The organism is Gordonia sp. VNK1 (assembly GCF_040049135.1).
Taxonomy (GTDB): Bacteria; Actinomycetota; Actinomycetes; order Mycobacteriales; family Mycobacteriaceae; genus Gordonia; species Gordonia oleivorans.
Window position 1 is genome coordinate 17,802 of sequence record NZ_JBDZDJ010000020.1, and the last position, 26,367, is coordinate 44,168.

The window sequence follows — 26,367 nt, forward strand, 5'->3', positions numbered from 1 at the left end:
CCGTTCGGCGCTACTCGCCGTTCTGGGACTCCACGATGTACTCGCGGAACCCGAGTAGGTTCTCATCGTCGGGCGCATGCACGAGGGCATCGTCGAGGTGTGCCAGGGCCTGCGCGGTGTTGCCCAGTTCGTGTTCGAGTCGCGCCCCGATCCGGGCCGCGGTGACCAGGACCGGAACCCAGTCGTTGGCCCGCGCGATGTCCTTCGCCCCGTCGAGGAGGATGCGCGCACCCTCGGGGTCGGAGAACTTGCGAACATCAGCGATCACCAGGTCGACCCGCACGCGCAGGGCGACGGTGTCGACGTCTTCGGGCAGTGTGGCCAGCAGGTGTCCGGCCTGGGCCAATCGCGCTTCGGCGGTGGCGTGATCACCGGTGTAGAAGGCGGCGGCCCCCGCACCGCGCAGGGCGTCGACGGCGTCGAGTGGTTCCTCGGCCTCCTCGAAAAGCGCTGCCGCGGCGGTGTAATCGGCTCCCGCCGCGTCGTCGAGGTCGGCGAGGTTGTTCTCGTCGGCGCGGAATCGCAGCATGGAGGCCCGGATCGCGGCGGGGGTGTCGTCGGCCAGCGCGTCGATGACCGCGGAGATCGTGGCGACCGCGTCGGTGTGCAGTCCGGCGCGCGCTTGGGCCGTGGCGATGACACGACGCCCGCGGTCCGCAGAGTCCAGGTCATCATGTGAGAGCAGCCGTTCGGTGGCCGGCAGCGCGATGTCGAGCACCGACCGCGGATCGTCGCCGCGGTCGAGCATGGTGCCCGCGAGATCGACGGCCACCGTGTCGGCCGGGTGGGCGAGGCCTTCCACGGTGAGTACGGCGCGCGCGTGCTCGGCGTCGTCGATGGCGCCGTCGAGATCGCCGACCGCCGTGCGGATCTGAAACCGGTACATCAGCACTTCGGCGCGCTGCACATAGCGCGAGTGTTCCAACGCCTCGTCGAGCAACGGCAACGCACCCTGGAGATCGGTCTGCTGCTGTCCGGCCGTGGCCGACCGAAGCACCTCGACGAGGTCGGTGCCGGCTTCGAGTCGTTGATCCGGCGTGACGGCCGTGGCCAGCGCGCGACGCGCGGCGACGACCGCGGCATCGCTGTCGGCACCGGCGTCCTGCCCGGCGGCGTTGCGCAGATTCGCGCGTGCCCGCAGCAAGCCCGACCGCATCATCCACGCATCGCTGGCCGGCGAGTCGTCATCGTCGGCCAGCGCCTTCGCCACATCCGGGTCCCCGAGCACGTTCAGCGCACGGTCGACGGCGTCCATCGCCCGGTCGGCATCCCCGAGATTCGCGTAGACCATGGCGGCCACATTCCAGATGTTGGCCTGCCGTTGCGGTTCCCAACTCGGATCGGGGCCACCGAAGTCGTCGAGGGCATCGCGCGGCGCCGACCCCGAATCGATGGCCAACGCATCGGCGAGGAGTCGGGACTGCACCGCCCAATGGGGTCGGCCCACCGCGACAGCGCGATCGGCGGCGGCATGCAGTGCGGTGATCGCCGTCTCGGGATTCCCTCGCTCCTCCCAGGCAAAGTGGTTCTCCGCCCGCACCGCATCGGCGGGATCGAGTTCGTCGAGACGGTCCCGCAACCGCCGGGTGCATTCCTCGGCGCGGCGCATGGAGGAGTTGCGGAACGCGAACATCCCCGACAACAGGCCGCGCGCGTCGCGCCGCGAGACCGGGACGACATCGGCCGCGGGATGTCCCGTCGCCCGGATCGCCAGCACCTCCTCGGTCTGCTCGGAGACGACGGTGCTGTGGTTGCGGACGTCGAACCGGGCGGCCACTGCGCGGGCCCGTCCGGCGAGGTCGTCGGCGAGTTCGGCCACGGGCCGCATCTGCGGCGGCTCTGACAGCGATAATCGTTGCGGCACCGCGGTATCCGGGTCGACTGCGGCGACCGAGGCGAAGGTGGCCGCGAGCGCTGCCGCCTTGCGCAGTTCCTCCATCGGGCTGTACGGATTCACCAGGTCGTCGATGCGGCGCACCGCCATCTCGTGAGCCGCGGCCAGTTCGTCGACGATCAGCAACCCGACGATCGCGTCGGCGACGGTGGCGGGCGGATGCGGCAGGCGACCGTAGACCTCGTCGATCGCGCGGGCCGCCCGGATCACGTCGTCCCGGCGGCCCTGCCGAGCGTAGGGAAGGATGAGCGGTGCGTAGGTCTCGGCGGGAAAGAAGTTGCAACGATCACCGTCGTCGACGAGATCGGCCTCGACGAGGGCGATGGCCCACTCGTCGCGACCCATCCGGGCGTACAGTTCGGCGATCTCCGCCCGGCTCCCTGCCTCGCAGGTGTTCTCCGGTCCGGCGAGATACTGTGCATCGGCCAGCATCTCGACGGCGCGATCCGGATCTCCTTGGTACATGGCTATTCTCGCCTGCGCCAGACGCACCACCGATGCCGCCTCGTGCCCGTCGGCGGTGGCGCGCCGGGCCCAGTCGTCGGTGAGCGCGTGGATCTGCTCCACACTCATCTGCGGCAGTTCGTCGATCTGCTCGACGAGTCCGGTCAGGCGGATGTGCAAGGTGGCGATGTCGTCGGAATCCAGTTCCAGTGCAGGTCCTTTCGTGTCTATCTCACGAAGTAGCCAGGCGGACAGGGTGAGGACATCGGTCAGCCGGCCCGACCACTGCGCCGAGGCAACCGCCTCCAGGCGTGCGTAGAACTTCCAGTACGGATCGCCGATCGCGTCGGCGCGGGCGATCAGTGAGGGAAAGGGGGTGAAGTCCTCGTACCCGAACCGGGGGTCGCCGTAGCGGGCGTACCAGAGGTCGTTGCGGAACTGGTTCAGATCGTCGGCGGCGTCGAGGGTCATGACTTCTCCGTTCGGGTGGCGAGTTCGGCGAGGGTGGTCAGGGCATCGTCAACCTCGGCGGCCACCGAACCGCGAACCGGTCGTCGGGTGCGGATGGCGGCCTGCCCGTACAGGGTTCGCAGGACCGCACCCTGCACCGTGATGTCCGCAATGTGGTTGAGGCGCTTGATCAGTGGGTTACCGGTGTTGAGCACCAACGCCGGCCGGGTGTCGACGGCGGGCGCGTCGTCCGCGAGGGAGGACAACGCCGAGAGCCAGGCGTCGGGTTCGCCGTCGACCTCGGCGAGCATCTGCGCGCGATCGTTCGCCAGTTGCGCCGAGTCGTCGGTGATGAGCAGCGACGCAAGGGTTTCCGGCTCGAAGGAGCCCAGTTCCACGCGGCAGCCGAAGCGGAGGAGGGCGGTGCGGGCGGCGTCGAGGAGGCGGGCATACTCGTCGCGGACGTCGGGCGTCGGGGTGGCGATCGTATCGAGCAGATACTCCTGGCCGATCACCTCGCAGGACAGATCCGGGTTGGCACGCACCAACTCTCGGAGAACACCCGACTCGAATGCGTGTCCGGCGTTGATGAGTCCGACGCCGCGGTGGGCGAGGATGTCGCCGAGCACCCGGAAGTCGTCAACGCTCGCCGTGTACCGCATCGTGGTGAACCTGGCCCGGAAGGCCGACGGAGCCATCGCACCGAAGTTGGTCTCGAACAGGCAGTGCCGGTCGACGAACCGCAGGAGTTCCGGTGTGCCGGTGGCGATCGCCTTGATGCCCATCTCGTGTACCGACAGGAAGCGTTCCCGCACCGAGGTGTTGGTGCCCAGGCCGATCAACCAGTCCTGGACCTGGGCGGCCAGACTGTCCTGCACCTCGGCGAACAGCTCGTCCTTGACCAGGCCTTCACGAGATGCGGTGAGCGAGAGTGCCGACGCGTCGACGACCAGTCGGACGAAGTAGGCCCAGTCGGGCAGCAGGTCCGGGACATCACCGACGGCCAGGCCCTTCACATAACATCGATGGCCGGCGCGATGGGACATGCCGGATGATCCCGGCCGCACGAACGCCACGCCGCGCAGTCCGGCCTGCCCGACCTCCACCTCGAACGCTTCCAGCGGCGTGAAGCCGAATTCGTCCTGGCAGAACCCGATTCGACGGGCAGCGAGGTCACCGGCGTTCGTGCCGGGGTCAAAGGGGTTGGCCGGCATTGCGAGTGGCTCACCGGTGACCCGGATGGGTGTCGGGTGCAGACCCGCGTATTCGGTGGCGAGGGATCGCACGGCATCGGCACTCACCCACTTCTCCGAACCTCGCCGGACCCGAAGGGTGATGGTGGTCCCCGGTTCGGTCCGGTGTCCGGCATCGACCTCGAACGACCCGGTCATCGAGCCCGTCCATCGCACCGGCGGGTGACCCGTCGCCAGCGAGTCGACCGTCACCTCGTCGGCGACGAGGAACGCGCTGAGCATGCCGACACCGAATTGGCCGATCGTGTCCTGGGTGGAGAATCCGAGTTCGTCGCGTTTGGAGCTGCGACCGATGGTGCCGAGCAGGTCGCCGATGACGTCCGGCGACATCCCCGTTCCCCGGTCCGTCAGTGTGAAGGTGTCGCCATCGACGTCGATGTCGATGGCGCTGGTCGACTTTCCGGCCACGGTCTGTGCGTCGATCGCGTTCTGCAGTAGTTCGCGGACGTAAACGCCTGGATTCGAGTAGAGATTGGTCCCCAACACATCGATCAGGGAGCGCAGGTCCACGTCATAGCCACCCCGAATGGTCATGCGGGCCATCCTAGGGGGTGGCCGCACCGACGCCCGATCGGCGTCCGTTCACCCGAATGAACCCACCGAGCTGTCGGCGCGCCGTCGGAGCCGCCGCATCCCGCCGGTCGAGCCGCCCACCCCCGGTCGAGCCGCCGCCGCCCATTCGCCGGTCGAGGAGCGAGGAGCCCCTGGGCGACGAGCCTCGAGACCACGCAACACGACGCTGGAACCCGATCACAGCACAGCACCACCCGACAGCAGGCCGAAGCCAGCCGCCTACCGCGGATTCGTGGTGATGGTTTCCCCGGACACGAGGTCACGCCACCCATCCGCCGGTCGAGGAGCGAGGAGCCCCTGGGCGACGAGCCTCGAGACCACGCAACACGACGCTGGAACCCGATCACAGCACAGCACCACCCGACAGCAGGCCGAAGCCAGCCTCTTACCGCGGATTCGTGGTGATGGTTTCCCCGGACACGAGGTCACGCCACCCATCCGCCGGTCGAGGAGCGAGGAGCCCCTGGGCGACGGGCCTCGAGACCTCGCAACATGGAGCTGGAAAGCGGTTGCAGCGCAGCACCACCCGGAGGCAGGCCGAAGCCGGCCTCTTACCGCGGATACGTGGTGATAGTCTCCCCGGTGACCGGGTCTCGCCACACCACAGCCCGATCGGTGAGCATGGTGGGGATCAACAACCCCATATGTTTTCGCTGATGGCACGCGATGCACAACGGCATCAGGTTGAACTCCACGGTCCAACCACCGGTCTTCGGATCGCGGTGCACAAACTTCACCACGTGATCGATCTGGCATTCACTGGCCGGCCGACCGCAATGGGGGTACCGGCAGGTGCCATCCAACTCGATGATCTTCTCCCGCAACCACGCCGGTATCCGATACGTCAACGCACCCTTCGGTGGGGTGAGGTAGCCGCCGTGCCCGCTCGGGTCAATCGGCGTTGCGGGGAACGGGATGTCGGGGCGGCGCCAGGCTGCGGGTACCCGATCCAACGAGGTCACGATGCCGGCGGTGCGCGGGATCTCCAGCCCGGGGAACTCCAAGACCTCGACCAGCCCCAACCGAATCAGGTGAGCGGCATGGGAATCATCGATCACCCCGAAGCCCGCCAGCCGGGCTTCGCGCTGCCCGACCGGATCGATGGCCAGATCCAGAAGCAGCTGCGCGTCGGTGTCGTCGTCCGAGTCTGCCGATTCATCCTCGCCCTCGGCGCCTGCATCGGCGTTGTCAATGGTGTCGCTCTCGGAGAAGTCCAGTTGCGCAGCGCGATCAGCATCAACATCATGCGGTAGATCGCCGGCCGGGTCGAGATCGGCAGGTTCCTCCGGCAACGGCACCGCGCGCGGGCAGTCGTCGAGTCCGCACTCACACGACAGATGCGCGCCGGGCAGTCCTTGGATCTCGGCGAACGCCGCGACCCGCTGCTGACCGCGGCGACGCGGATCACGAGTGCAGATGCGGACGTTGATCATCTTCGCGATGCGTGCCGCGAGGTGCGCGCCCATCTCCCCGGGCGCGTAGACGGAGATGTTGCAGTGCCCGTTGGTGTCTCGCCGCACCCGCACATTCTGGTCACGTTCGGCCGCGTCTTCTCGCCGGTCTGCGGCACCATCGGGGTCCAGCGCGATCACCATCTCGGCGACCTGATCCCGCAGGGTCGGATCGGCCTGATTACGTTCGGCGATCTCCAATGCGCGGGTTTCGGCGAAGGCGCGGACGTCGTCGTCGGAGAGGACGACGATCTCGTCGGCGATGATGCGGATGCGTTCCAACGAGTGGTCACCGTCGAGGAACGCTGCGGTCACCGTCGGGAGCGTCGACAGCACAGAGCTCAATGCCATCCAGGCTTTGGCTTTGGGGACTGAGACTCCAAGGCCTGTCGATATCTTGCTGGTGGCGGCTTTGTCGGCGCCGTCGTCGGTGTGGCAGTTGATCTCGTGGCCCGAGGTCAGCATGTCGAGGAAGACGCTCTGCCCGATCCGCGCCGCGGACAGGACTTTCCGAGCGATGACCTGTCGTTCCTGGCGTTGCAGGGAGCGGGCCAGGACGGTGGCGGCTTCGCCGGGGAGGTGATCGATCATGGCGGCGTCGTCGGGGGTCATCGACAGTTCTGGAACCTGCTTGGTCTGAATCATTGTGTCGGCCATGATGTTCACCTCCTCGGCTCGGTCGGATCAACTGAAGTGAGTCAAGTGTATCGGCGACCACCGACAACTTTCTCCGAAGCGGAATCGGTTGGGGGTGAATGCTGTCAGTTCTGTCACGCTTGGGTTCGGTTGGCAGTGGACCGGTTTCGCTGTCGAGTTGCGGAGGTCTCGACACGGTCCTCCGCTATCGCTCCGGACCGGCTCGACCAACAGAAAGGGGCCGGCTCGACCAACGGGGGAAGGGTCCCGCTCGAGACGGGGGTAGAGTGCCGGTCGGCCAACGGAAAGGGGCGGGCTCGGCCAGCGGGTGGGACGGCTCGACCGGCGGAAGGAGCGGACCGGCTTGACCGGTAAGGGAAGGGCTCGGCCGGCGGGGTTGTCCACCGCCGGCCGAGCCGTATCCGCCGGCTATCCCAACGCGGGTTGAGTTTCGTCGGCCATCGGCTTCACGTGATGTCCCACCCCGGCGAGGTGGATGCCGGTCTGGGTGACCTCGTAGACCCGTGCGGTGCGAATGTCGTAGTAGAGACCGACGATTCGCAGGGTCGACTCGGCCGCTGCACGCCCGACGACCGGGTGCCTCGTCAGGGTCTCGACCTGCTTGGCGACGTTGACCACCGCGAGTTGGTCGACGTCGTCGAATCCGAGGGCGGCAGCCGCCCGGCCGGCCGGATGCCCGAGTCGTTGCGCGGCGAGACTCGGGAACGCACGCCCCAACCAGCGGTGCAGCGCGGAGTCCGGGTTGCTGCCGGTCTCCGACGCCGCGAGGGCTCGCATCGCCCCGCAGGAGGAATGACCACACACCACCACCGACGTCACACCGACCTCGGAGACCGCGAATTGCAGTGCCGCCTCGGTGGATTCATCGGAGCCGCACGACGGCACGAGGTTGCCGACGTTGCGGACGGTGAAGAGATCGCCGGGGCCACTCGAGGTGATGATGTTCGGCATGATCCGTGAGTCGGCACAGGTCAGGAAGAAGGCATCGGGTCGTTGGTAGTCGACGACGTCGGCCAGGTGCGCACGCATCACCTCGGCGTGGTCGCGGTGGTACTCGGTGACCCCGGCCATGATCGATCGCAATGCCGGCGGGACGTCGGCCACCTGTGGGTCGGACCACGTGCGCCGACTCCGCCACGGGGTCAACCCCATCACGCCACCGGTGTGCCGCTTCGGTGGCGCCTGCGCCGCGTCGGCCAGTCGCGCCCGTCCGCGTTCGATGATCTGTACCGTCGCACCTCCACTGCGGCGCACCCGAATCCAGTCCTCCAGCATCTCCGACGCCGCGTGATCGAGGAAGTCGGTGTCGAGTTCGACGGTCACCGGCACATCGTCGGGGATGCGGCGCAGCACACTGTTGACCCGCGGCAACGACAGGAAACTCAGCGAGCCTCGAATCCGGATGACGTGGGTGTCGTCGGGCATCTCGTCGACGTAAATGTCGGCGCGGATCACCCGCCACAACACCAGTGCCACCGCGAGTGCGAGCCCGATGGCGACACCCTCGAGCAGGTTCAGGAACACGACCGACACCACGGTGACGCCGTACACCCACAAATCACCGGTGCGCAGTGCGGTCTTCATGTGCGCGAGCTTCACCAGCTGCATGCCGATGACGACGAGTAGGCCGGCAAGCGCTGCGGTGGGGATCTGCTCCACCAACACGGTGAGGAAGACCGCGAACACGAACACCCAGACACCGTGCAGCACAGCGGACCACCGGGTTCGGGCACCGGTGTTGACGTTGGTCGTGCTGCGCACGATCACCCCGGTCACCGGCAGGCCGCCGAGTGCGCCGGAGAGCATGTTCGCGCTGCCCTGCCCGAGGAGTTCGCGGTTGAAGTCGCTGCGCACCCCGTCATGCATCTTGTCGACGGCGACCGCCGACAGCAACGATTCGACGCTGGCGATCAAGGCGACGGTCAGTGCTCCGAGCACGAACCCCGACCAGTTGTCAGTGGGCAGTTCCGGCAGGCTGATGGATTCGAAGAAGTTGCCGTCCAACGTGATCCGCTGGATGTCCAGGCCTGCGACAGCGGCGACGACGGTGGCGATCACGATCGCGCCGAGCGGCCCGGGCACCTTCCGTATCGGCGCCGGCAGGTACTTCCATCCGACCAGCAGGGCGATGACGAGGAAGCCGATGAAGGCCGCCGACCACTGTGCGTGCGTGATCCGATCGGGTAGTTCGGTCAGGTTGGTGACGGCCGAACTCGATGACGAACCGCCGAACAGTACGTGAATCTGTTGCAACGCAATGGTGATGCCGATGCCGGCCAGCATGGCGTGCACGACGACCGGCGCGATCGCCAGCGCGGCGCCGGCAATCCTGCTGAGCCCGAAGATGATCTGCAGGATGCCCGCGCACACCGTGATCGCGCAGGTGACCTTCCAGCCGAAGTTGGCGACGAGTTCGGCGACCACCACCGTGAGTCCGGCCGCCGGACCCGATACCTGCAGGGGACTTCCGCCGATCAGTCCCGCGACGATGCCGCCGATGACCGCGGCGATCAATCCGCCCATCACCGGCGCACCGGAAGCGATGGCGATGCCTATCGAAAGTGGCAGTGCCACAAGGAAAACCACCAGCGATGCCGGTAAGTCGTAGCGGACCACGTCTCGTATGGTCGTATGCGAATGTTGTTGTCGGATTCCCCCAGTTGATCCCATATGCCCGAAGGTACCGATTTCTCGTGACATCGAGGTTTCGGCGCCGAAGTCCGCGGGGTGAGAATCGCCGCGCGGCCGGTGGTGACGTGGGCCGCGTCACGACACCGGCGTCACCGCAGTCAGCTCACTCGGCCTCAGCTCACCCGGCCGAACCCGAGACTCCCAGTTGCTCAAGGATCTTGCCGCCGATGTCACCGATCAGGCCCGGCCCGACGTCGGGCAGTTGATCCGAGGGCAGCAGGGGTTGCCGCGATGCCGGCAGCCCGGCGGTGCGGGTGGCCTCCACCCGGATACCGGTTTGCTTGTCCTTGCTCAGCGGCGCCGCATACTTCGTCAGGTCCGTCGGGGTGGTGACGGCACCGGCGACGGCCAGCCCTGCTGCGGCGAAATCCGCTGCGGCACGACGGATGTGATTCGGTGACGTCACGAGGACAACCGAGCTGATGCCACGGGCGGCCAGGATGGTGGCACTGTTCTGCGCATTGGACATCGTCGAGACCGACCGATCCTCGGTGACGATCCGGGAGGCGTCGATCCCGTTGTCCACCAACCAGGTACGCATGGCGGCGGCCTCGGTGACACCGTTCTGCGGCTTGCCGCCGGTGACCACGATCGGAGCCGTCGGATCGGCTTGCGCCTGCAACTTTCCGGCGGCGAGTCGTTTGATCAACTCCGGCGCCATCGTCCCTTGCGGACTGAGCCCGAAACCGAGGATCACGATCGCCGGATTCCCGGACGTGGCAGTGGGTTCGGTGCTCGGGACGATCGCCGCGGCATCGGTGACCCCGGCGATGACCCGCCGCGCCGTCGCCACCAGCAGCGGGTTGACCACGGTCAGCCGGTCCAGGGCGGTGCGTCCGGTGTCCGCGTCGTCGATCTGGTCGGCCCAGATGGCCTGCAGCGCCAGGGATTGGCCGTCGCCGGGCGAGAGGGTGAGTACCTGCCGCAACTCCGTCAGGCCGCCGGCGACATCTCCCGCGGCGAATCGTTGTTGCGCGGAGTTGTACAGCGACGACGGGTCGACGCTGACCGCGACCGGTCGCAGGCCACCGTCATCGGTCGGCTGCGTGGCCACGACGACGCCACCCAGCGATGCGACGGCGACGGCACCGATCGCCAGCCGCCGATACCGCCGTCTCACCTGAGTCACACCAGTCACTTCAGTAACAGTAGGTGTGGCCGTCGCGTCCCACCACCTCAGCGACGTTTCGGCTCGATAACAAAGCTCTCCAGCACACACAGACAGGCGGCAGGGGAAGATCACTTCCCCTGCCGCCTGTCAGGACGAACGTGTCAGAGCGCCTTGAGTTCCTCGATGATCGACTCGACGGACTTCTTCGCGTCGCCGAAGAGCATCGACGTCTGGTCGAGGTAGAACAGCGGATTCTCGATACCGGCGTAGCCGGAGGACATTCCGCGCTTGAGGACGATCACCGACCGCGCCTGATCGACGTTGAGGATCGGCATGCCGTGGATGGGCGACCCCGGATCGTTGCGGGCGGCCGGGTTGGTGACGTCGTTGGCGCCGATGACGATGGCGACGTCGGTGCGGCTGAACTCGCCGTTGATGTCGTCCATCTCCTTCATCGCGTCGTACGGCACATCCGCTTCGGCGAGAAGCACATTCATGTGTCCGGGCATACGACCGGCGACCGGATGGATGGCGTACTTGACCTCGACGCCCTTGGCCTCGAGCAGCGACGCCATCTCCTTGACCGTGTGCTGCGCCTGGGCGACGGCCAGGCCGTATCCGGGCACCACGACCACCTGGTTGGCATAGGACATCTGGATCGCGGCGTCGGCGGCCGAGGTGGCCTTGACGGTGCCGCCGGCCGCGCCGGCAACTCCGGCGCCACCTTCGTCGCCGCCACCGAACGAGCCGAACACGATCGCCGGGATGGACCTGTTCATCGCCTTGGCCATCAGGTTGGTCAGGATCGACCCGGAGGCACCCACGATCATGCCCGCGACGATCATCGCCTGGTTGTTCAGCGCCAGACCGGCTGCCGCAGCCGACAATCCGGTGAGCGCGTTGAGCAGCGAGATGACCACCGGCATGTCGGCGCCACCGATCGGGAACACCACGAACAGCCCCATCACACCGGCCACGACGAGCAGCGCGACGATCCAGAACCACGGGGTCGCCGAGGTGGAGTCCGCCGACACCCCGATGTAGATCGCGATCGCGATCGCCGCGATGGCCAGGATGATGTTGGCGAACTGGAAACCCTTCGCGGCGGCGACGAGTTTCTTCTCGAGATTCTTGTTGAGCAGTTCCTGCAGCTTCGCGAAGGCGACGAGCGAACCCCAGAACGACACCGAACCGATGATCGCGGCGAACAGCGAACCGACGATGACATGCACATCGGGGGTCTCGTGCAGGGCGGTGAAGCCGTCGGACTCGATGTACTCGGCCCACGCGATCAACGCGACGGTGCCACCACCGACACCGTTGAACAGTGCGACCAGCTGCGGCATGGCCGTCATCTTGGTCTTCAGCGCCGGCGGAATGCCCAGCGCCACACCGACAGCCAGGCCGACGACGATGAGAATCCAGTTGATCGACGGGACGCCCGCGTCACCGGCGTTGTTGTAGACGCCGATCAGCGTCGCGACGATGGCGATCCCCATGCCGACCGCGGCGATCCAGTTACCGCGCACCGCGGTCTTGGGTCCGGTCAGTCCCATCAGGCCGTAGATGAACAGCGAGAAGGCGACGATGTAGAGGGCGGTGACGCCGTAGCCGAGTGCCTCGGAGACCTGTCCGGACTCGGCGGCGAGAATTGCGGCGCTCACTTGGCGGACTCCTTCTTACCCTTGAACATTCCCAGCATGCGGTCGGTCACGGCGAAGCCGCCGACCACGTTGAGGGTTCCGAAGACCAACGCGACGAAGGCGATGATGCGCACACCCCAGTTGGCGTCGGCGGGCAGCGAGCCCAGCACCACCAGCGCGCCGAGCACGACGATGCCGTGAATCGCGTTGGTACCCGACATGAGTGGGGTGTGCAGGGTGTTGGGGACCTTCGAGATGACCGCGAAGCCGACGAAGCCGGCCAGGACCAGAATGGCGATGTTCGCCAGAAGTTCGGTGTACATCAGGCCGCCGCCTCCTTGGTGACACACGACGCGGAGATGACCTCGTCGGTGAAATCGGGTGTGAGCGCGCCGTTCTCATCGAGCATCAGATCGATGAGGGCGAACAGGTTCTTGGCATACAACTCGCTGGCGTGCTCGGGCATGGTGGCCGGCAGGTTCAGCGGCGAGGTGATCGTGACGTCGTGTTTGACGACGGTCTGACCCGGCTCGGTCAACTCGCAGTTGCCACCGGTCTCGCCGGCGAGGTCGACGACCACGCTGCCCGGCTTCATCCCCTCCACCGCGGCGGCGGTCACCAGACGCGGTGCGGGACGACCGGGCACCAGCGCGGTGGTGATGACCACGTCGAAACCCTTGATCGCGTCCTCGAGCGCCTGCTGCTGCTTGGCACGTTCCTCGTCGGTGAGTTCGCGGGCGTATCCGCCCTCACCGGCGGCGTCGATGCCGAGGTCGAGCCACTGCGCACCGACGGAGCGGACCTGCTCGGCGACCTCGGGTCGCACGTCGTATCCGGTGGTGCGCCCGCCGAGACGCTTGGCGGTGGCCAGCGCCTGCAGGCCGGCCACGCCGACACCGAGCACCAGCACCGTCGCCGGCTTCACCGTGCCGGCGGCCGTGGTCAGCATCGGGAAGAATCGCGTCGACAGGTCGGCGGCCACGACGACCGACTTGTAGCCGGAGACGTTGGCCTGCGAGCTCAGCGCGTCCATCACCTGGGCACGCGAGATACGCGGGATGGCCTCGACGGCGTACGCCTCGATCCCGGCGTCCTTGAGCGCACCGATCTTGTTGTCGGCATTGCGCGGGGCGAGGAAGCCGATCAGCTTCTGTCCGCTGCGCAGTTTGCCGATCTCCTCATCCGAGGGCGGCGACACCCGCAACACGACGTCGGCGGAATACGGATCGCCGATCGTCGCGCCGGCTTCGACGTATGCTGCATCGGGAATCAAGGCGCCCAGCCCGGCGCCCTCCTCGACGATGACGGGGACCTTCTTGCCCACCAGTGACGCGACCACCTTCGGGACAAGCGCCACCCGACGCTCTCCCGGGGCCGTTTCGCGCACGACACCCACACTCATTGTTTTGCTGTCTTTCGCCTCGTCGGTGCCGCCGCACGGGGCGGCGCACCAATCAGTCGGTTTCACACCGGCGACGACGACTCGGCCCGGTCGGTTCGCGGATCGGCCGTGCCGCGGTGATGCTTATCGTGTGCGGCGACGGATCGCATCACCGCATCGGGAAAAAACGTGCGACGAACATAACATGACCTCCGTCGATGGGGTTCACCACGTTGGGTTGGTCACTTTTTCTTGACGCGGGCCGAGCTGGTCACATGAAGCAGGTCACGATGCCGGAGTGGCGGAGGTCACAGCGGATGTGGTGGATGCCGACGTGGGGGCGTCGTCACCGGTGCTGCGCGGAGCGGGCGCCGGACCGGATGACCCGGTGACCGTCGTCGAACCGACCGCGGTGGTCGCGAGTCCCGAGAGCACATCGCCCAGACTCTGACGGTCGGTTGTGGTGACCGGCGTGGTGGTGGTTGTTGCGGCCCGGCCGGTGGTGTTCGCCGAGGTGGTGATCGGTGTGGTGGTGCGCGGTGTGGTGGTGAGCGGGGGCGCCTTCCACGTCTGCCCTGCGGCGGCCATCGCGTCCGGATCGGTCACCGGGACCGGCAGGCCGAGTTTCGCAGCGATCTGTACCTGCAGTTCACGCGGCGTGGGGATGTCGACACCGTTGACGGTGGACCTCTCCCCCGGCATCGGCACCGGGACCAGCTCGTCGAGGGCGTCGTCGAAGGCGGTCGGCACCGGTATGCCCATGCTGCGCAAGAAGATCCCCCACGGGTTCCCGCCGTCGAGGACGACATAGGTGGTGGCACCGACCTGGGTCTGCGAGATGACGTCGTACTGGTTGACCAGATCGCCCTTCTGGCCGTGGATGGTGGCGCCCGGCCCCAGGTAGAAGAGCGTGGCGAAGGGATGCGCGAGCGGATTTCCCAAGCCGCACACCGCATCCCCGCGAACGCAATAGGAGATCACCCGGATGTCCCCGGTGGCCGACTCGTCGCGGGGACCGTTGGTGTAGACGCCGTCGATGATGCTCGGGAAAACGCTTTCGATGCCGGTGTTGGGGAATCGGGTGTCGGCGCCGTTGATGACGACGACGTCGGCGTCGGGGATGGCGTCCGGGTCGCCGGCGAGTGACTTCTGATGCAGGAGGTAGGCGACGTTCATCGCGACGGGCACGCTCTGCGAGTAACCGTTGAGGATGATCGTCCCGGTCTTCCCCTGCGCCGCCCAGGCGGCTTCGGCGGCGGCGAGACCGGCGACGGTGCCCGCATCCACGGAGTCGTTGTAGGTGCCGGTGCCGACCAGGTTGAGCGTGGTATCGCCGACGACGAAGCCGAAGGCCTGCGGGTAGTCGACGAAGCGGACCTGCGGATCGTTCGGGTCGTAGAACCCGATGCTCACCGTGCGTTCGTACTGATCGCCACCGACCGCGGAGCTCCCGCCGACGATGTCGTCGCCGGTGACCTCGGTGAAGTCGGAGGTTCCGGGTACCAGGATGACCGTCGCATCCCGACTCAGGTCGGCGGGCAACCAGGACGGCCGCTCCCGGATGACGGGCGCCTCGTACCAGGACGTCGGAAACAACCCGGCTCCGAGTGGGGCCGCGGCGGCCGCGCCCGTGTCGGGTGCCGATGTCAGAACCAGGGCGGCCGCGCAGGCGGTGACCGCAGTCATGGTCAGTCGACGCACTCGGACTCCCCTACCGATGAGATGCCGTCCGCGACACGTGGTGCGCGGGCCTTCCGGGTGGAGTGTCCCGGCGGTGCGATGCTAACCGGCCGCGGTCGCGCTCGCCACCTGCGTGCCGGAATCCGGAACCGGGTCGTCCGCGTCCGGGGCGGTGGTCGGTGCGGCGGCAGTAGTCGGCGCGGCGGCAGTGGTCGGCGCGGCGGCAGTGGTCGGCGCGGCAGCGGTGGTCGGTGCGGCGACGGTGGTCGGTGCGGTGATGGCGCCGGTGGCCGGAGCCGATGCGGTGGCGGCGATCCGGGATGCGGCGGAATCGCTCTGCGCCACTTCGGTTGTGGCGACCGTGGCGGTCGATGATGTGGTGGGCGGACCACTCTCGATGATGCCGACCGCGTCCGCGGTTGCTTGCGGATTCGGCGCGTAGTCCGCCCGGCAGGCCGACGGGCTGATGTCGCAGGTGTCCGGGTCGTGGACGGGAACGTCGATGCCGAGCCGATCGGCGACGAGTTGTTGCAGCTCACGCGGCGTCGGGACGTTGTAGGCCGACAGGCGTTGCCGGACGTCGTCCGGCAACGGCAGCCGAAGATCCGCGAGGGTCGACTGCTGGCCCGGCATCGGCACCGGAATGAGCGCGCCGAGAACATCGTCGAATTCGGTGGGCACGGCAATGCCCAGGTCCCGCAACATCATTCCCCAGGGGTTGCCGCCGTCGTAGACGATGTAATGGGTGTTGCCGTCCTCCCACTCGCGGGCGATCGAGTACTCGTTGATGCGGTACTCGAGGAAGGCGTGGACGTAGAACCCCGGAATCAGGTAGAAGAACGTAGAGATCGGGTTGACCAATGGGTTGCCGACTCCGCAGGTCGCGTCGCCACGCACGCAGTAGGAGTAGACCAAGATGTCACCGGTGGCGTCCACATCGCGGTCACCGTTGGTGTACATCCCGGGCAGGAAGCTGGGCACGATGTTCTCGACCCCGGTGTGCGGGAAGCGGGAATCGGCGCCGACGATGACGACGATCTGATCGTCGGGGATGCTGCCAGAACCCTCGATGTTCTTGCGATGCAACAGATATGCGACGTTCATGGCGATCGGGGCGCTCTGCGAGTAGCCGTTGATGACAATGGTCGCGTCCGGATTGTCCGCGTGGACCGCCTCGGCCGCGGCGACACCGTTGACCGTGCCGACCTGCACCGAATGGGTGAAGGTGTCGCTGCCCGCGAGGTAGATCGGGATGCCCCACGGATCGATCCCGAAGGCCGCCGGATAGGAGACGACCGAGATGGCCGGGGTCTGGGTCTCATCGACGCGGACGTCGTTGCCGGTGCCGACAACCCCGCCGAACAGTCCGATGCCCAGGGTCCGTTCGGTCTGATCGGTTCCGTCGTAGTCGGTGGTTCCCGGGATCAGGACCACCGCGTCGCCGGCCGACAGTGCCGGCGCCCAGGACGGCGTCGCGATCACCGTGGGGCGGGCCTGATCGATGGTCGCGGGCGGGTTGACGTCGGGAAAGACGATCGGTCCGATCTGGAGCGCCCGTGCCACACCGGGATCCACGTTCGGGGCCCAGAACATGGTGGTGGCAACGGCAATCAGGACCACCAGACGTCGAAACCCCACCAAATCTCCTCTGCGCCAATCTCCTCTGCGCCAACCCGACCGGCACACAGTGTACGACGACGCAGCGGCAAGCGAGAGACGATCAGGTGACCGTGTAGGTGCGGCTGTCCAGGCCGGTGGCGCCGTCGGGAATCGGGTCGGCGTTCTCCGAGGTCTGCACCTTGCCGTCTTTGCCGATCGCGCGGCAGGAGATCTGGTGGGTTCCCGACGTTGCCGGCCAGGTGTACTTCCAGAGCCGCCACGTGTCGTCGCTGTAGTCGGCGGCGAGGGTCGCCTCCTGCCAGGGACCGTCGTCGACGCGGACCTGGACCTGCGCGATGCCCACATGCTGCGCCCACGCCGTCCCGGCGATGACGACGTCGCCGGGCGACACCTCCGCCGCGGACGGGCGGTCGATGCGGGAGGCGATCTTGATCGGACCGGTGGCCGACCACCCGCGCGTCGTCCAATATGCCTGTGCCCTCGAGAATGTGGTGAACTCCCAGTCCACCACCCACTTGGTGGCCGAAACGTAACCGTAGAGACCGGGGATCACCTGTCGCACCGGGAAACCGTGCTCGACCGGCAGCGGCTCACCGTTCATGCCGATGGCCAGCAACGCATCCCGGTTGTCGGTGATCGCCGACACCGGGGTTCCGCAGGTCCAGCCGTCGGAACTGGTGGACAGCAACATGTTCGAGCCCGGTTGGACCCCGACGCGGTCGAGGATGTCGGTCATCCGGACGCCGAGCCAGCGTGCATTGCCGATCAGGTCGCCGCCCACCTCGTTGGACACACAGGTCAGGGTGACCAGCCGTTCGGTCATCGGCATCGCCAGCAACTCGTCCCAGGACAGGGTGATCTCCTCGTCGACCATCCCGTGCACCCGCAATTGCCAGTCGGCCGTGGTCAGATGGGGCACCTGCAGCGCGGTGTCGATGCGGTAGAAGTCGACGTTGTCGGTGACGAAACGGTTGGCGCCCGGCACCCCGAGATCGGCGTCGGGCGGCACCGGCGGGGCCGGGTCGGCCGGTGTGGGGAGCAGAATCGCCTTGCGGTCGGCGATGGTGCGCGATGCGCCCGCGAGCATGGTGCGGCCGAGTGCTCCGACGGCGACGGCGGCGGCCGCGATGCCCCCGGCGGTCAGCAGGAAACGCCGCGACACCGGCGCGCGCCGAGCCGAATCAGGCTCCGCTGCAACGGAATCCGCCGTGCCGGAATCTGTTGCGTCGGAATCACTGTCGAGCATTCCGATCAGCACGCGGAGCACCACCACCCCGACGGCGCCACCGAGAATCGACGGCAGCATGTACGAGCCGGTGGCCCCGGCCCGACCGAGCGCCGCGACGGCTCCGAGAACCGCGAAGACGATGATGATCACCGAACCGATCGGCGGGCGTCGACGTTCGGCGGCGCCGCAGCCGGCGGCGATGATCGCGATGACCGCCCCCATCACGACGAACAACACGAGTTTGTCGGAGGTGCCGAAGGTGGTGATCGCCCATTCGCGCACGGCCTGCGGCGTGTGGTCGACGACCCAGGAGCCGACCGCGAAGTACGGGGAGGAGTCCGGCGAGACGAGGGCGGCGACGAGTTCGCCGACGCCGAGCGCCGCGGCGACGGCGATGACGCCGGAGAGCGCACCCAGCGGCGGGGTCAGTCCCGGGTGGGTGGGTGCCGGCGCATTCGCGTCGTCGTCGAGATCGGTGGGGGTTGGACTGGCCACACTCCTTGATACCTCGAATACCGGCCGCGGCGTGCGTCCCGGCGCATGTCAGGTCGGTCGGACGGTCGATGCGGGCCGCCGTGCGCGCAGGCATTGACAGTGGTTACCCGCCGGTAGTACACATGTACCGCATATCACAGCGTGATCACGGTCTGGCATAGATCACACCGGCGGCGGGGTCACCGTCGTCAGATCGGGGGGAACGGAAATGTCCTGGCGTCGAGGTTCGCTGATACTGGTCCTTCTCGCGACGGTGCAGGTCCTGGGGGTGCTGCCGGCCGCCGATGCGGCTCCGCTCGGCCTCAATCCCCTCCAGTGGACGCGCACCCACGACTCGGCCACCCAGCCGTACGCGGGCGTCGCCGTCACCGCGAGCGTGCCGATCCGGATGTCGGACGGCACGGTGCTGCGCGCCGACATCTATCGCCCGGCGGGCGCGAACGGCCAGGCCACCCGCGACAAGAATCCCGTCATCGTGAACATGACGCCGTACAACAAGCTGATCAGCATGATCGCGGCCGCGGCGAGCAACGTTCCGGGGCTGTCGGAGCCCGCCTTCGATCTGCTGGCGGGCCTGAACCTGTCGGGTACGCCGATTTCGGGCACCGAACGCCTGTTGAAGGTCGCCAAGGGCGGGTTGCCCAGCGTGTTCGCCGTGGATCCGCAGTTGATCCGGGCCGGATACACCCAGGTCGTCGTCGACGTCCGCGGCACCGGCACCTCACAGGGCGTCTGGGACGTCTTCGGACCCCGCGAGCAGCAGGACACCGTCGAGGTGCTCGATTGGGCTCGCCGGCAATCGTATTCGAACGGCACGCTGGGTATGACCGGCTACTCGTACTCGGCGATCAATCAGATGCAGGCCGCGGCGAAGCGGCCGGCCGGACTCAAGGCGATCTTCCCGGCCGCCCCGATGACCGACATCGTCGCCGACGTGGTCGCGCCCGGATCGGGTTACGGCGCAGGCTTTCTCGCGCTGTGGCTGTTCGCCGTCAACGCCACCAAGACAATCCCCGACGTACCGGGCCTGTTGCGGGGGCAATTCGACCCGGTGTGGTTGCGTGATCGTCTGAACAATCCCGCGGTCTTCGCCAAGGAGTTCCTCGAGGGACTCACCGCCCCGACCACCAGCGCACTGTCCGGGCGTACCCGCGAGATCGTCGAACTCAACTCCGCCTACCGCCGGGCACTGACCACCGACGCCGCCAACATCACCATCCCGACGTTCGTGACCGGCGGGTGGAACGACCTGTTCACCAATATGGAATGGCGTGCGCTGCAACAACTCAGCGGAGTGCCGGCCGATCAGAAGAAGCTCGTGATGAGTACCGGGCAGCACGTCACCAACGGCTGGGACATGCTCGGCCGACCCGGTCAGCCGCCGTCGATGGCGATCTTCCAGCGCGCCTGGTTCGACAAGTGGCTCAAGGGCATCGACAACGGGATCGACCGGTACTCGCCGGCCACCAGTCATCAACTCGGCGGCGGATGGATACAGTCGGACACCATGCCCCGGGCGGGTCAGCAACATCGGCGGCTGTATCTCTCCGCGGTCGGCAGCGGCACCTCCCCGACGTCCCTGCGGGACGGGTCGCTGACACCCGCGAACACCACGCCCGCCGCGACCTGGACCGTCGCACCGGGGATCACCACGCTGTGCTCGGCGGACACCAATCGTGACCAGATCGGATTCCTGAGCTCATTCGACTTCTGCAGCAACGACAATCGGATCGCCGAACGTGGCGCACTCACCTTCACCTCGGCGCCGGTGCGGCAGGCGACGTCGATCAACGGACCGTTGAGCGTGCACGTACGGACCAAGGTCGATGCGACGGACGGCTTCTACGTCGCGACCGTCAGCGATGTCGCCCCCGACGGCGCCTCCCGGGTGATCAGCACCGGGTCGATGACGGTGTCGATCCGCAATCAGCTCGATCGCGGCGCCTCGCAGTTCGCGCCGAACGGCGACGTCGTCGACCCGGTATATGCGCTCGACGCCTTCCAGCGTGACCTGGTGACACCCGGGTCGGTCCAGGATCTCGACATCGGCGAGTTGGGTACCGACGCGCGACTCGCGCCGGGACATCGTCTGCGCGTCAGCATCTACGCGCTCAATGCGCCGCGGGCGGTGAGCTTCGGACCGATCAGCTACGACAGCGGCCTGCGCCCCGAGCACATCGTGCTCGACCAGGCGCATCCGAGCTGGATACAGGTGCCGAGCAACCTGCCGATCCCGTGACGGCCGGCGGGGTACGCAAATCCCGGAAGCACTAGAACGTGTTCTAGTTTGTGGGTTAACCTGGTGCGCATGGCAGGTGACACAGCGATCCCCGACACCATCGCGGTGGGGTCGATCGACGAGTTCAGCGACGACGTCGACGTGGTGGTGATCGGTCTCGGCATCGCCGGCGGGTGTGCCGCCGCCGAGGCCGCGGCACATGGGGCGCGGGTCCTCGTGCTGGAACGGGCCGCGCAGGCCGGCGGGACGACGGCGCTGGCCGGTGGGCACTTCTATCTCGGCGGCGGCACCGCGGTCCAGCAGGCCACCGGGCATGAGGACTCGGCCGAGGAGATGGAGAAATACATCACCGCGGTCTCCCGGGATCCGGAGCCGGACAAGATCCACGCGTACTGCGTCGACAGCGTCGACCATTTCACCTGGCTCGAGGATCTCGGCTTCACCTTCGAACGCAGCTATTACCCGGAGAAGGCGGTCGTCCAGCCCGAGACGCAGGGCCTGATGTACACCGGCAACGAGAAGGTGTGGCCGTTCAACACGATCGCCAAGCCCGCTCCGCGCGGACACAAGGTACCGGTCCCCGGCGACACCGGCGGCGCGGCGATGGTGGTGGAGTTGCTGGTCAAGCGCCTCGCCGAACTCGGCGTCGAGGTGCGCTACGAGGTCGGGGCGCGCGCCCTGGTCGTCGACGCCGACGGGCAGGTGGCCGGCGTACGCTGGCGCGGCCTCGACGGAGAAGACGGGTTCATCCGGGCGCGCAACGTCGTCCTCGCGGCGGGTGGGTTCGTGATGAACTCCGAGATGGTCGCGGAGAACGTGCCGTGGCTGGCCGAGAAGCCCTTCGTGTTGGGCAACACCTACGACGACGGCCTCGGCCTGCGCATGGGTGTCTCCGCCGGTGCGGTGCTCAAACACATGGATCAGGCCTTCTGCACCGCACCGGTGTACCCGCCGTCGATCCTGCTCACCGGTATCGCGGTGAACAAGAACGGCGACCGCTTCGTCGCCGAGGACTCCTATCACTCCCGGACATCGGCTTTCGTTCTGGAACAACCGGATTCGACGGCCTACCTCATCGTCGACGAGGCACACATGAAGCGGCCGCGGATGCCGCTGGTACCACTGCTCGACGGCTACGAGACCGTCGAGGAGATGGAGGCGGCGCTCGGCATCCCGACCGGGAAGCTCGCCGCCACCCTCGAGCGTTACAACACCCACGCCGCACGCGGCGAGGACCCCGACTTCCACAAGTCACCGGAATTCCTTGCCGCACAGGACAAGGGACCGTGGGCGGTCTTCGACATGAGTCTGGGCAAGGCCATGTACGCCGGGTTCACCATGGGCGGCATGGCGACGTCGGTCGACGGTGAGGTGCTCGACGCCGACGGCGCACCGATCGCCGGCCTGTACGCGGCGGGCGCGTGCGCGGCGAACATCGCGCAGGACAGCAAGGGATACGCCAGCGGTACGCAGCTCGGCGAGGGGTCGTACTTCGGCCGACGCGCCGGACGGCACGCGGCGGCGCGCGACTGAGTCACCTCACCGCCGAACGAAACCCCCGCAACCGCAGGCTGTTGGCGACGACGAACACCGACGAGAACGCCATCGCCGCGCCGGCGATCATCGGATTCAGCAACCCGGCCGCGGCGACCGGGATGGCGGCCACGTTGTAGCCGAAGGCCCAGAAGAGATTTTCGTGGATCATGCGAAGGGTCCGACGCGACAGCCGGATGGCGTCGACGACCTTGCGCAGATCACCGTCGACGATGGTGAGGTCGGCGGCGGCGATCGCCACGTCGGTACCCGTGCCCATCGAGAGCCCGAGGTCGGCCCGGGCAAGCGCGGCGGCATCGTTGATCCCGTCACCGGCCATGGCGACCGAATGTCCTTGCCGCTGAAGCTCTCCGATGACCGAGACCTTCTCCTCGGGGCGAACCTCGGCGTGCACCTCATCGATACCGACCTGCGCGGCCACATGTCGGGCCGCCCCCGGATTGTCGCCGGTCAACAGGATGGGGGTGAGACCCATCGCCGTCAACTCCGAGATGGCTTGCGCGGAGGTCGCTTTCACTTCATCTGCGACCACGATCACGCCGAGTCCGGACTCACCGCCGCCGTCGATCGTGACGATCACCGCGGTCGAGCCGCGCTCGTGGGCCGAGTCGACGGCGGCGGCCAGCGGCGCCGGTAGTGCGGCACCGAATTCACGTGGGCTGCACACCCGCACCTTCTCGTCACCGACGATGCCGGTGACGCCGGCACCCTTGACGGCGACGAAATCGACGACCGCGTCGACCGGTCGGCCGTTCACCGAAAGCTCGTGCGCAGCATCGACGATGGCTGCGGCGATCGGATGTTCCGATGCGGCTTCCACGGCCGCGGCGACCGCCAGGAGGTGGTCGGCGTCGGCGCCGTCGGATACCGCGATCGAGTCGAATCGCATCACGCCGGTGGTGACCGTGCCGGTCTTGTCCAGGACGATGGTGTCGACGCGGCGGGTGTTCTCCAGCACCTCCGGGCCCTTCAGCAGGATGCCCAGTTGAGCGCCCCGGCCGGTGCCCACCATCAGCGCGGTCGGCGTGGCCAGGCCGAGCGCACAGGGACAGGCGATGATGAGCACCGAGACCGCCGCTGTGACGGCAAAGGTGATCGACGTTCCGGTGGCGATCGCCGATCCCATCCAGAATCCCAGGGCGGCAACGGCAATGGTGATGACGACGGGGACGAACCAGGCGGAGATACGATCGGCCAGCCGTTGCGCCGCCGCCTTGCCGGCCTGCGCGTCGGCGACCATGGTGGTGATCTGCGCCAGCGCGGTGTCGGCACCGACGCGTGTGGCACGCACCCGAAGTCGCCCACCGGCGTTGAGGGTGGCGCCGGTCACCTCGTCGCCAGGCGCCACCTCCACCGGCACCGACTCGCCGGTCACCATCGAGGCATCGACCGCCGACACCCCTTCGACCACAACACCATCGGTGGCGATCTTCTCCCCGGGGCGCACGACGAACTCGTCACCGACGGCGAGCTGTTCGATCGGAACCCGCGTCTCGACGCCGTCGCGGAGCACCACGGCGTCCTTCGCCCCCAACTCCATCAGGGCCCGCAGGGCGTCACCGGCGGTGCGCTTGGCGCGGTTCTCCAGGTATCGCCCGAGTAGCAGGAAAGTGGTGACACCGGCGGCGGCCTCGAGATAGATGTTCGACGCCCCATCGGAGCGTTGCGGGATGAGATCGAAGCCGTGCGTCATCCCCGGCTCGCCCGCGGTGCCGAAGAACAGGGCGTAGAGCGACCATCCAAATGCGGCGAGGGTGCCCATCGACACCAGCGTGTCCATCGTGGTGGTGCCGTGACGCAGGTTGCGCCACGCGGCCCGGTGAAAGGGCCACGCACCCCAGACGACGACCGGCGCGGCCAAGGTCAGCGACAGCCACTGCCAGTAGGTGAATTGCCAGGCCGGCACCATCGCGAGTGTCACCACCGGAATCGACAGTGCCGCACAGATGATCACCCGCGAACGCAGCGCGGCGAACTCGGCATCTCGGGAGTCGTGGGAGTCCCGGGACGAATCCGGCTCATCGGTGGCCGGCCGATCCATCACCGGCGCGGCGTCGTAACCCGCCGCCCGGATGACGTCGATCAGCTCGTCGGACGCGATATCGGCCGGATGGTCGACGTGTGCGCGTTCGGTCGCGAAGTTCACGCTGGCCTGCACGCCGTCGAGCTTGTTGAGCTTGCGCTCGATGCGGTTGGCACACGACGCACACGTCATACCCGAGATGTCGAAGTCGACGCGCTCCCGTTCGATCGCGGCCATCAGTGACCTCCGTGCTGATCCGTGTTCTCTTCAGTGCTGCATGTCGGTGTGGTGATCGGCGCCGGCGGTGGGTGCCCAGGCGTGTCCCACCGCGAAGGCGATGGAGAAGACCACCGCGAGCGCCACCGCGAAGGCGGTGATGCGCGCGGCCGTGTTCGCGGCCCAGCCGTTCACACCAGTTGGTAGCCGGCCTCGGTGACGGCCCGCTCGACGTCGGCACGATCGAGCGGCGCCTCGCTGGTCACCTCGACGGTTCCGGAGTCGACCGTCACCTCGACGCCGGTGACGCCGGCGATCTCCTCGAGTTCCTCGCGCACCGATGCCGCGCAGTGTCCGCAGGTCATACCGGTCACGGTGTAGGTCTCATTCGTCATCGAACTCTCCTTGGTCGAGTGGTGAAAGTGTGTCGGGACGTGGATGTGTCAGGACCGGACGAGTCGGCTGATCGCCTGGACGGCCTCGTCGATCTTGGCCTTGCCCTGGTCGTCGCCCTCGTGTGCGGCCTGCAGCACACAGTGGTTCATGTGCTCTTCGAGCAGGCCGAGACTGACCGCCTGCAGGGCCTTTGTCATCGCCGAGACCTGCGTGAGGATGTCGATGCAGTACTGCTCTTCCTCGACCATCCGCTGCAATCCGCGCGCCTGGCCTTCGATCCGGCGCAGGCGACGCAGGTAATCGTCCTTGCGCTCGATGTAGCCGTGTTCGGCGTGATCCATGACGACTCCGTTCTATACCCCCTACAGGTATACCTCACGCGGACCCGAAACGGTACCCCCCTAGGGTAGGTCATGCGACAGTGGGCAGCCCTGCCGGATCGACTGAGGATCGAGCGGGCGTGGTTCAGTCCCGGCGCAGCGCGTCGGCCAGGCGGGACAGCGCGGCGGCGACATCGCTCAGCGCGTCACTGACGGCATCCAGCGATGGGCTGGCCGAGTCGGCGCCCGGAGTCTCGGCGCCCGGGATGTCGGTGCTCGGGACGCCGGCGTTCGGGATGTCGGTGCTCGGGACGTCGGGCGCACCGAACGGCGATGCCGCACCGGCGCTCGCCTCGACCGTATCCTCGTCGAATCCGTGACGACGTCCCTGATAGGGCGGCAGACCGTCGGGTGGGGCGGAGTCGGTGGATCGGCGGCCGCCGCGGTAGAACCCCGGGCCGTCGACCTCCGATGGGCCCATCGGCCCAGAAACCATCGGCTCAGACACCATCGGCTCGGGCATCTCGGCCGGGTCGGTCACCAGGTGATCGGGCATCCGGTGTGCACCACTGTGCCCGGCGGCCATGACCGGCAGGTCACCGGTGGACGGACCACTGTGCACCGGCTCGGCAGGCGGCGGCGGGAAGCCGGGCGACGCATGGTGATGCCCGCCGGACGGACCGTGGGCCCCGGCGGCCGCGATCCCCGTCAGCGCCGTGGGGGCGTGCCCGTTGGACCGGGCGAATCCGTGGGGTCCGGGATGGCCGTGGAAGTAGAGGCACGGCACGTTCTCCGGGGAGGTCACCGGGCACGGATTGCGTTCGATGAGCGATTGCGCGTGCGGATCGAAGTCATTCCACTCCAGCCAGTACCGGCGGTCGGCTCGCGGGTACTGGCCACCATCGGTGGCGTGGTTGCCTCGGTGCCCGATCCCCAAGCGGCACTGCAACATCCAGCCCGCCGAATCGGGGAGTCCCAACGCGCGCCGTTCCGCGGTCGAGCTCACCACCGTCGACCAGCAACCTTCGCTGTCCATCGAGCCTCCATT

18 protein-coding genes are annotated in these 26,367 nt (G+C 67.5%); 2 read left to right on the plus strand and 16 right to left on the minus strand.

The genetic code is table 11. The annotated features are described in order from the left end of the window. Positions 1 to 10: 10 nt before the first annotated feature. The 11 genes from ABLE94_RS20220 to ABLE94_RS20270 form a co-directional block, all read right to left on the minus strand. Entirely contained in the window at positions 11 to 2,809 is a 2,799-nt protein-coding gene (locus ABLE94_RS20220) for a hypothetical protein (protein ID WP_348809671.1), read from the minus strand. Then, positions 2,806 to 4,575, minus strand: a complete 1,770-nt coding sequence (locus ABLE94_RS20225; RefSeq protein ID WP_348809672.1) for an HSP90 family protein — start codon at positions 4,573 to 4,575, stop codon at positions 2,806 to 2,808. Before ABLE94_RS20225 ends, ABLE94_RS20220 begins: the two co-directional genes overlap by 4 nt. Before the next feature lie 590 nt (positions 4,576 to 5,165). Next, positions 5,166 to 6,722 (minus strand): HNH endonuclease signature motif containing protein, encoded by a 1,557-nt coding sequence (locus tag ABLE94_RS20230; protein ID WP_348809673.1) that lies wholly within the window; start codon positions 6,720 to 6,722, stop codon positions 5,166 to 5,168. Positions 6,723 to 7,130: 408 nt separating this feature from the next. After that, positions 7,131 to 9,392 (minus strand): SulP family inorganic anion transporter, encoded by a 2,262-nt coding sequence (locus ABLE94_RS20235; RefSeq protein WP_348809674.1) that lies wholly within the window; start codon positions 9,390 to 9,392, stop codon positions 7,131 to 7,133. A gap of 139 nt (positions 9,393 to 9,531) precedes the next feature. Then, entirely contained in the window at positions 9,532 to 10,542 is a 1,011-nt protein-coding gene (locus tag ABLE94_RS20240; RefSeq protein ID WP_348809719.1) for a YdcF family protein, read from the minus strand. A gap of 143 nt (positions 10,543 to 10,685) precedes the next feature. Then, entirely contained in the window at positions 10,686 to 12,188 is a 1,503-nt protein-coding gene (locus ABLE94_RS20245; RefSeq protein ID WP_348809675.1) for an NAD(P)(+) transhydrogenase (Re/Si-specific) subunit beta, read from the minus strand. Further along, on the minus strand, positions 12,185 to 12,490 hold the full coding sequence (locus ABLE94_RS20250) for an NAD(P) transhydrogenase subunit alpha part 2 (RefSeq protein WP_348806521.1): 306 nt from the start codon (positions 12,488 to 12,490) through the stop codon (positions 12,185 to 12,187). Before ABLE94_RS20250 ends, ABLE94_RS20245 begins: the two co-directional genes overlap by 4 nt. Then, a complete protein-coding gene (locus ABLE94_RS20255; protein ID WP_348806522.1) occupies positions 12,490 to 13,569 on the minus strand; it encodes an NAD(P) transhydrogenase subunit alpha in 1,080 nt (359 codons plus the stop codon). Before ABLE94_RS20255 ends, ABLE94_RS20250 begins: the two co-directional genes overlap by 1 nt. A 264-nt stretch (positions 13,570 to 13,833) precedes the next feature. After that, positions 13,834 to 15,249 (minus strand): alpha/beta hydrolase family protein, encoded by a 1,416-nt coding sequence (locus tag ABLE94_RS20260; RefSeq protein WP_348809676.1) that lies wholly within the window; start codon positions 15,247 to 15,249, stop codon positions 13,834 to 13,836. Between the two features lie 81 nt (positions 15,250 to 15,330). Further along, entirely contained in the window at positions 15,331 to 16,866 is a 1,536-nt protein-coding gene (locus ABLE94_RS20265; RefSeq protein WP_348809677.1) for a cutinase family protein, read from the minus strand. Positions 16,867 to 16,948: 82 nt separating this feature from the next. Then, complete coding sequence (locus tag ABLE94_RS20270; protein ID WP_425476254.1) at positions 16,949 to 18,571, minus strand: molybdopterin-dependent oxidoreductase; 1,623 nt, start codon at positions 18,569 to 18,571, stop codon at positions 16,949 to 16,951. A 208-nt stretch (positions 18,572 to 18,779) separates the two neighbouring features. On the opposite strand from ABLE94_RS20270, the gene ABLE94_RS20275 reads away from it, so the two are divergent. Together ABLE94_RS20275 and ABLE94_RS20280 are read left to right on the plus strand one after the other, a co-directional pair. Further along, positions 18,780 to 20,810, plus strand: coding sequence for a CocE/NonD family hydrolase (locus tag ABLE94_RS20275; RefSeq protein ID WP_348809678.1), 2,031 nt, complete (start codon positions 18,780 to 18,782; stop codon positions 20,808 to 20,810). A gap of 69 nt (positions 20,811 to 20,879) precedes the next feature. Next, positions 20,880 to 22,343 (plus strand): FAD-binding protein, encoded by a 1,464-nt coding sequence (locus tag ABLE94_RS20280; protein ID WP_348809679.1) that lies wholly within the window; start codon positions 20,880 to 20,882, stop codon positions 22,341 to 22,343. Position 22,344: 1 nt separating this feature from the next. On the opposite strand, the gene ABLE94_RS20285 is transcribed toward ABLE94_RS20280, so the two are convergent. The 5 genes from ABLE94_RS20285 to ABLE94_RS20305 form a co-directional block, all read right to left on the minus strand. Next, entirely contained in the window at positions 22,345 to 24,624 is a 2,280-nt protein-coding gene (locus ABLE94_RS20285) for a heavy metal translocating P-type ATPase (RefSeq protein ID WP_348809680.1), read from the minus strand. A 30-nt stretch (positions 24,625 to 24,654) separates the two neighbouring features. Beyond that, positions 24,655 to 24,798, minus strand: a complete 144-nt coding sequence (locus ABLE94_RS20290; RefSeq protein WP_348806527.1) for a hypothetical protein — start codon at positions 24,796 to 24,798, stop codon at positions 24,655 to 24,657. Then, positions 24,795 to 24,998, minus strand: coding sequence for a heavy-metal-associated domain-containing protein (locus ABLE94_RS20295; protein WP_348809681.1), 204 nt, complete (start codon positions 24,996 to 24,998; stop codon positions 24,795 to 24,797). Before ABLE94_RS20295 ends, ABLE94_RS20290 begins: the two co-directional genes overlap by 4 nt. 48 nt (positions 24,999 to 25,046) lie before the next feature. After that, positions 25,047 to 25,340, minus strand: a complete 294-nt coding sequence (locus ABLE94_RS20300) for a metal-sensitive transcriptional regulator (protein WP_348809682.1) — start codon at positions 25,338 to 25,340, stop codon at positions 25,047 to 25,049. A 124-nt stretch (positions 25,341 to 25,464) separates the two neighbouring features. After that, positions 25,465 to 26,355 (minus strand): hypothetical protein, encoded by an 891-nt coding sequence (locus ABLE94_RS20305; RefSeq protein WP_348809683.1) that lies wholly within the window; start codon positions 26,353 to 26,355, stop codon positions 25,465 to 25,467. Positions 26,356 to 26,367 lie beyond the last annotated feature (12 nt).

Bases quoted from the DNA above. Each gene is read 5' to 3' on its own strand.
- ABLE94_RS20220 (WP_348809671.1), bottom strand. From the start codon at position 2,809: ATGACCCTCGACGCCGCCGACGATCTGAACCAGTTCCGCAACGACCTC.
- ABLE94_RS20225 (WP_348809672.1), bottom strand. From the start codon at position 4,575: ATGACCATTCGGGGTGGCTATGACGTGGACCTGCGCTCCCTGATCGAT.
- ABLE94_RS20230 (WP_348809673.1), bottom strand. From the start codon at position 6,722: ATGGCCGACACAATGATTCAGACCAAGCAGGTTCCAGAACTGTCGATG.
- ABLE94_RS20235 (WP_348809674.1), bottom strand. From the start codon at position 9,392: ATGGGATCAACTGGGGGAATCCGACAACAACATTCGCATACGACCATA.
- ABLE94_RS20250 (WP_348806521.1), bottom strand. From the start codon at position 12,490: ATGTACACCGAACTTCTGGCGAACATCGCCATTCTGGTCCTGGCCGGC.
- ABLE94_RS20255 (WP_348806522.1), bottom strand. From the start codon at position 13,569: ATGAGTGTGGGTGTCGTGCGCGAAACGGCCCCGGGAGAGCGTCGGGTG.
- ABLE94_RS20275 (WP_348809678.1), top strand. From the start codon at position 18,780: ATGTCCTGGCGTCGAGGTTCGCTGATACTGGTCCTTCTCGCGACGGTG.
- ABLE94_RS20280 (WP_348809679.1), top strand. From the start codon at position 20,880: ATGGCAGGTGACACAGCGATCCCCGACACCATCGCGGTGGGGTCGATC.
- ABLE94_RS20285 (WP_348809680.1), bottom strand. From the start codon at position 24,624: ATGGCCGCGATCGAACGGGAGCGCGTCGACTTCGACATCTCGGGTATG.
- ABLE94_RS20295 (WP_348809681.1), bottom strand. From the start codon at position 24,998: ATGACGAATGAGACCTACACCGTGACCGGTATGACCTGCGGACACTGC.
- ABLE94_RS20300 (WP_348809682.1), bottom strand. From the start codon at position 25,340: ATGGATCACGCCGAACACGGCTACATCGAGCGCAAGGACGATTACCTG.
- ABLE94_RS20305 (WP_348809683.1), bottom strand. From the start codon at position 26,355: ATGGACAGCGAAGGTTGCTGGTCGACGGTGGTGAGCTCGACCGCGGAA.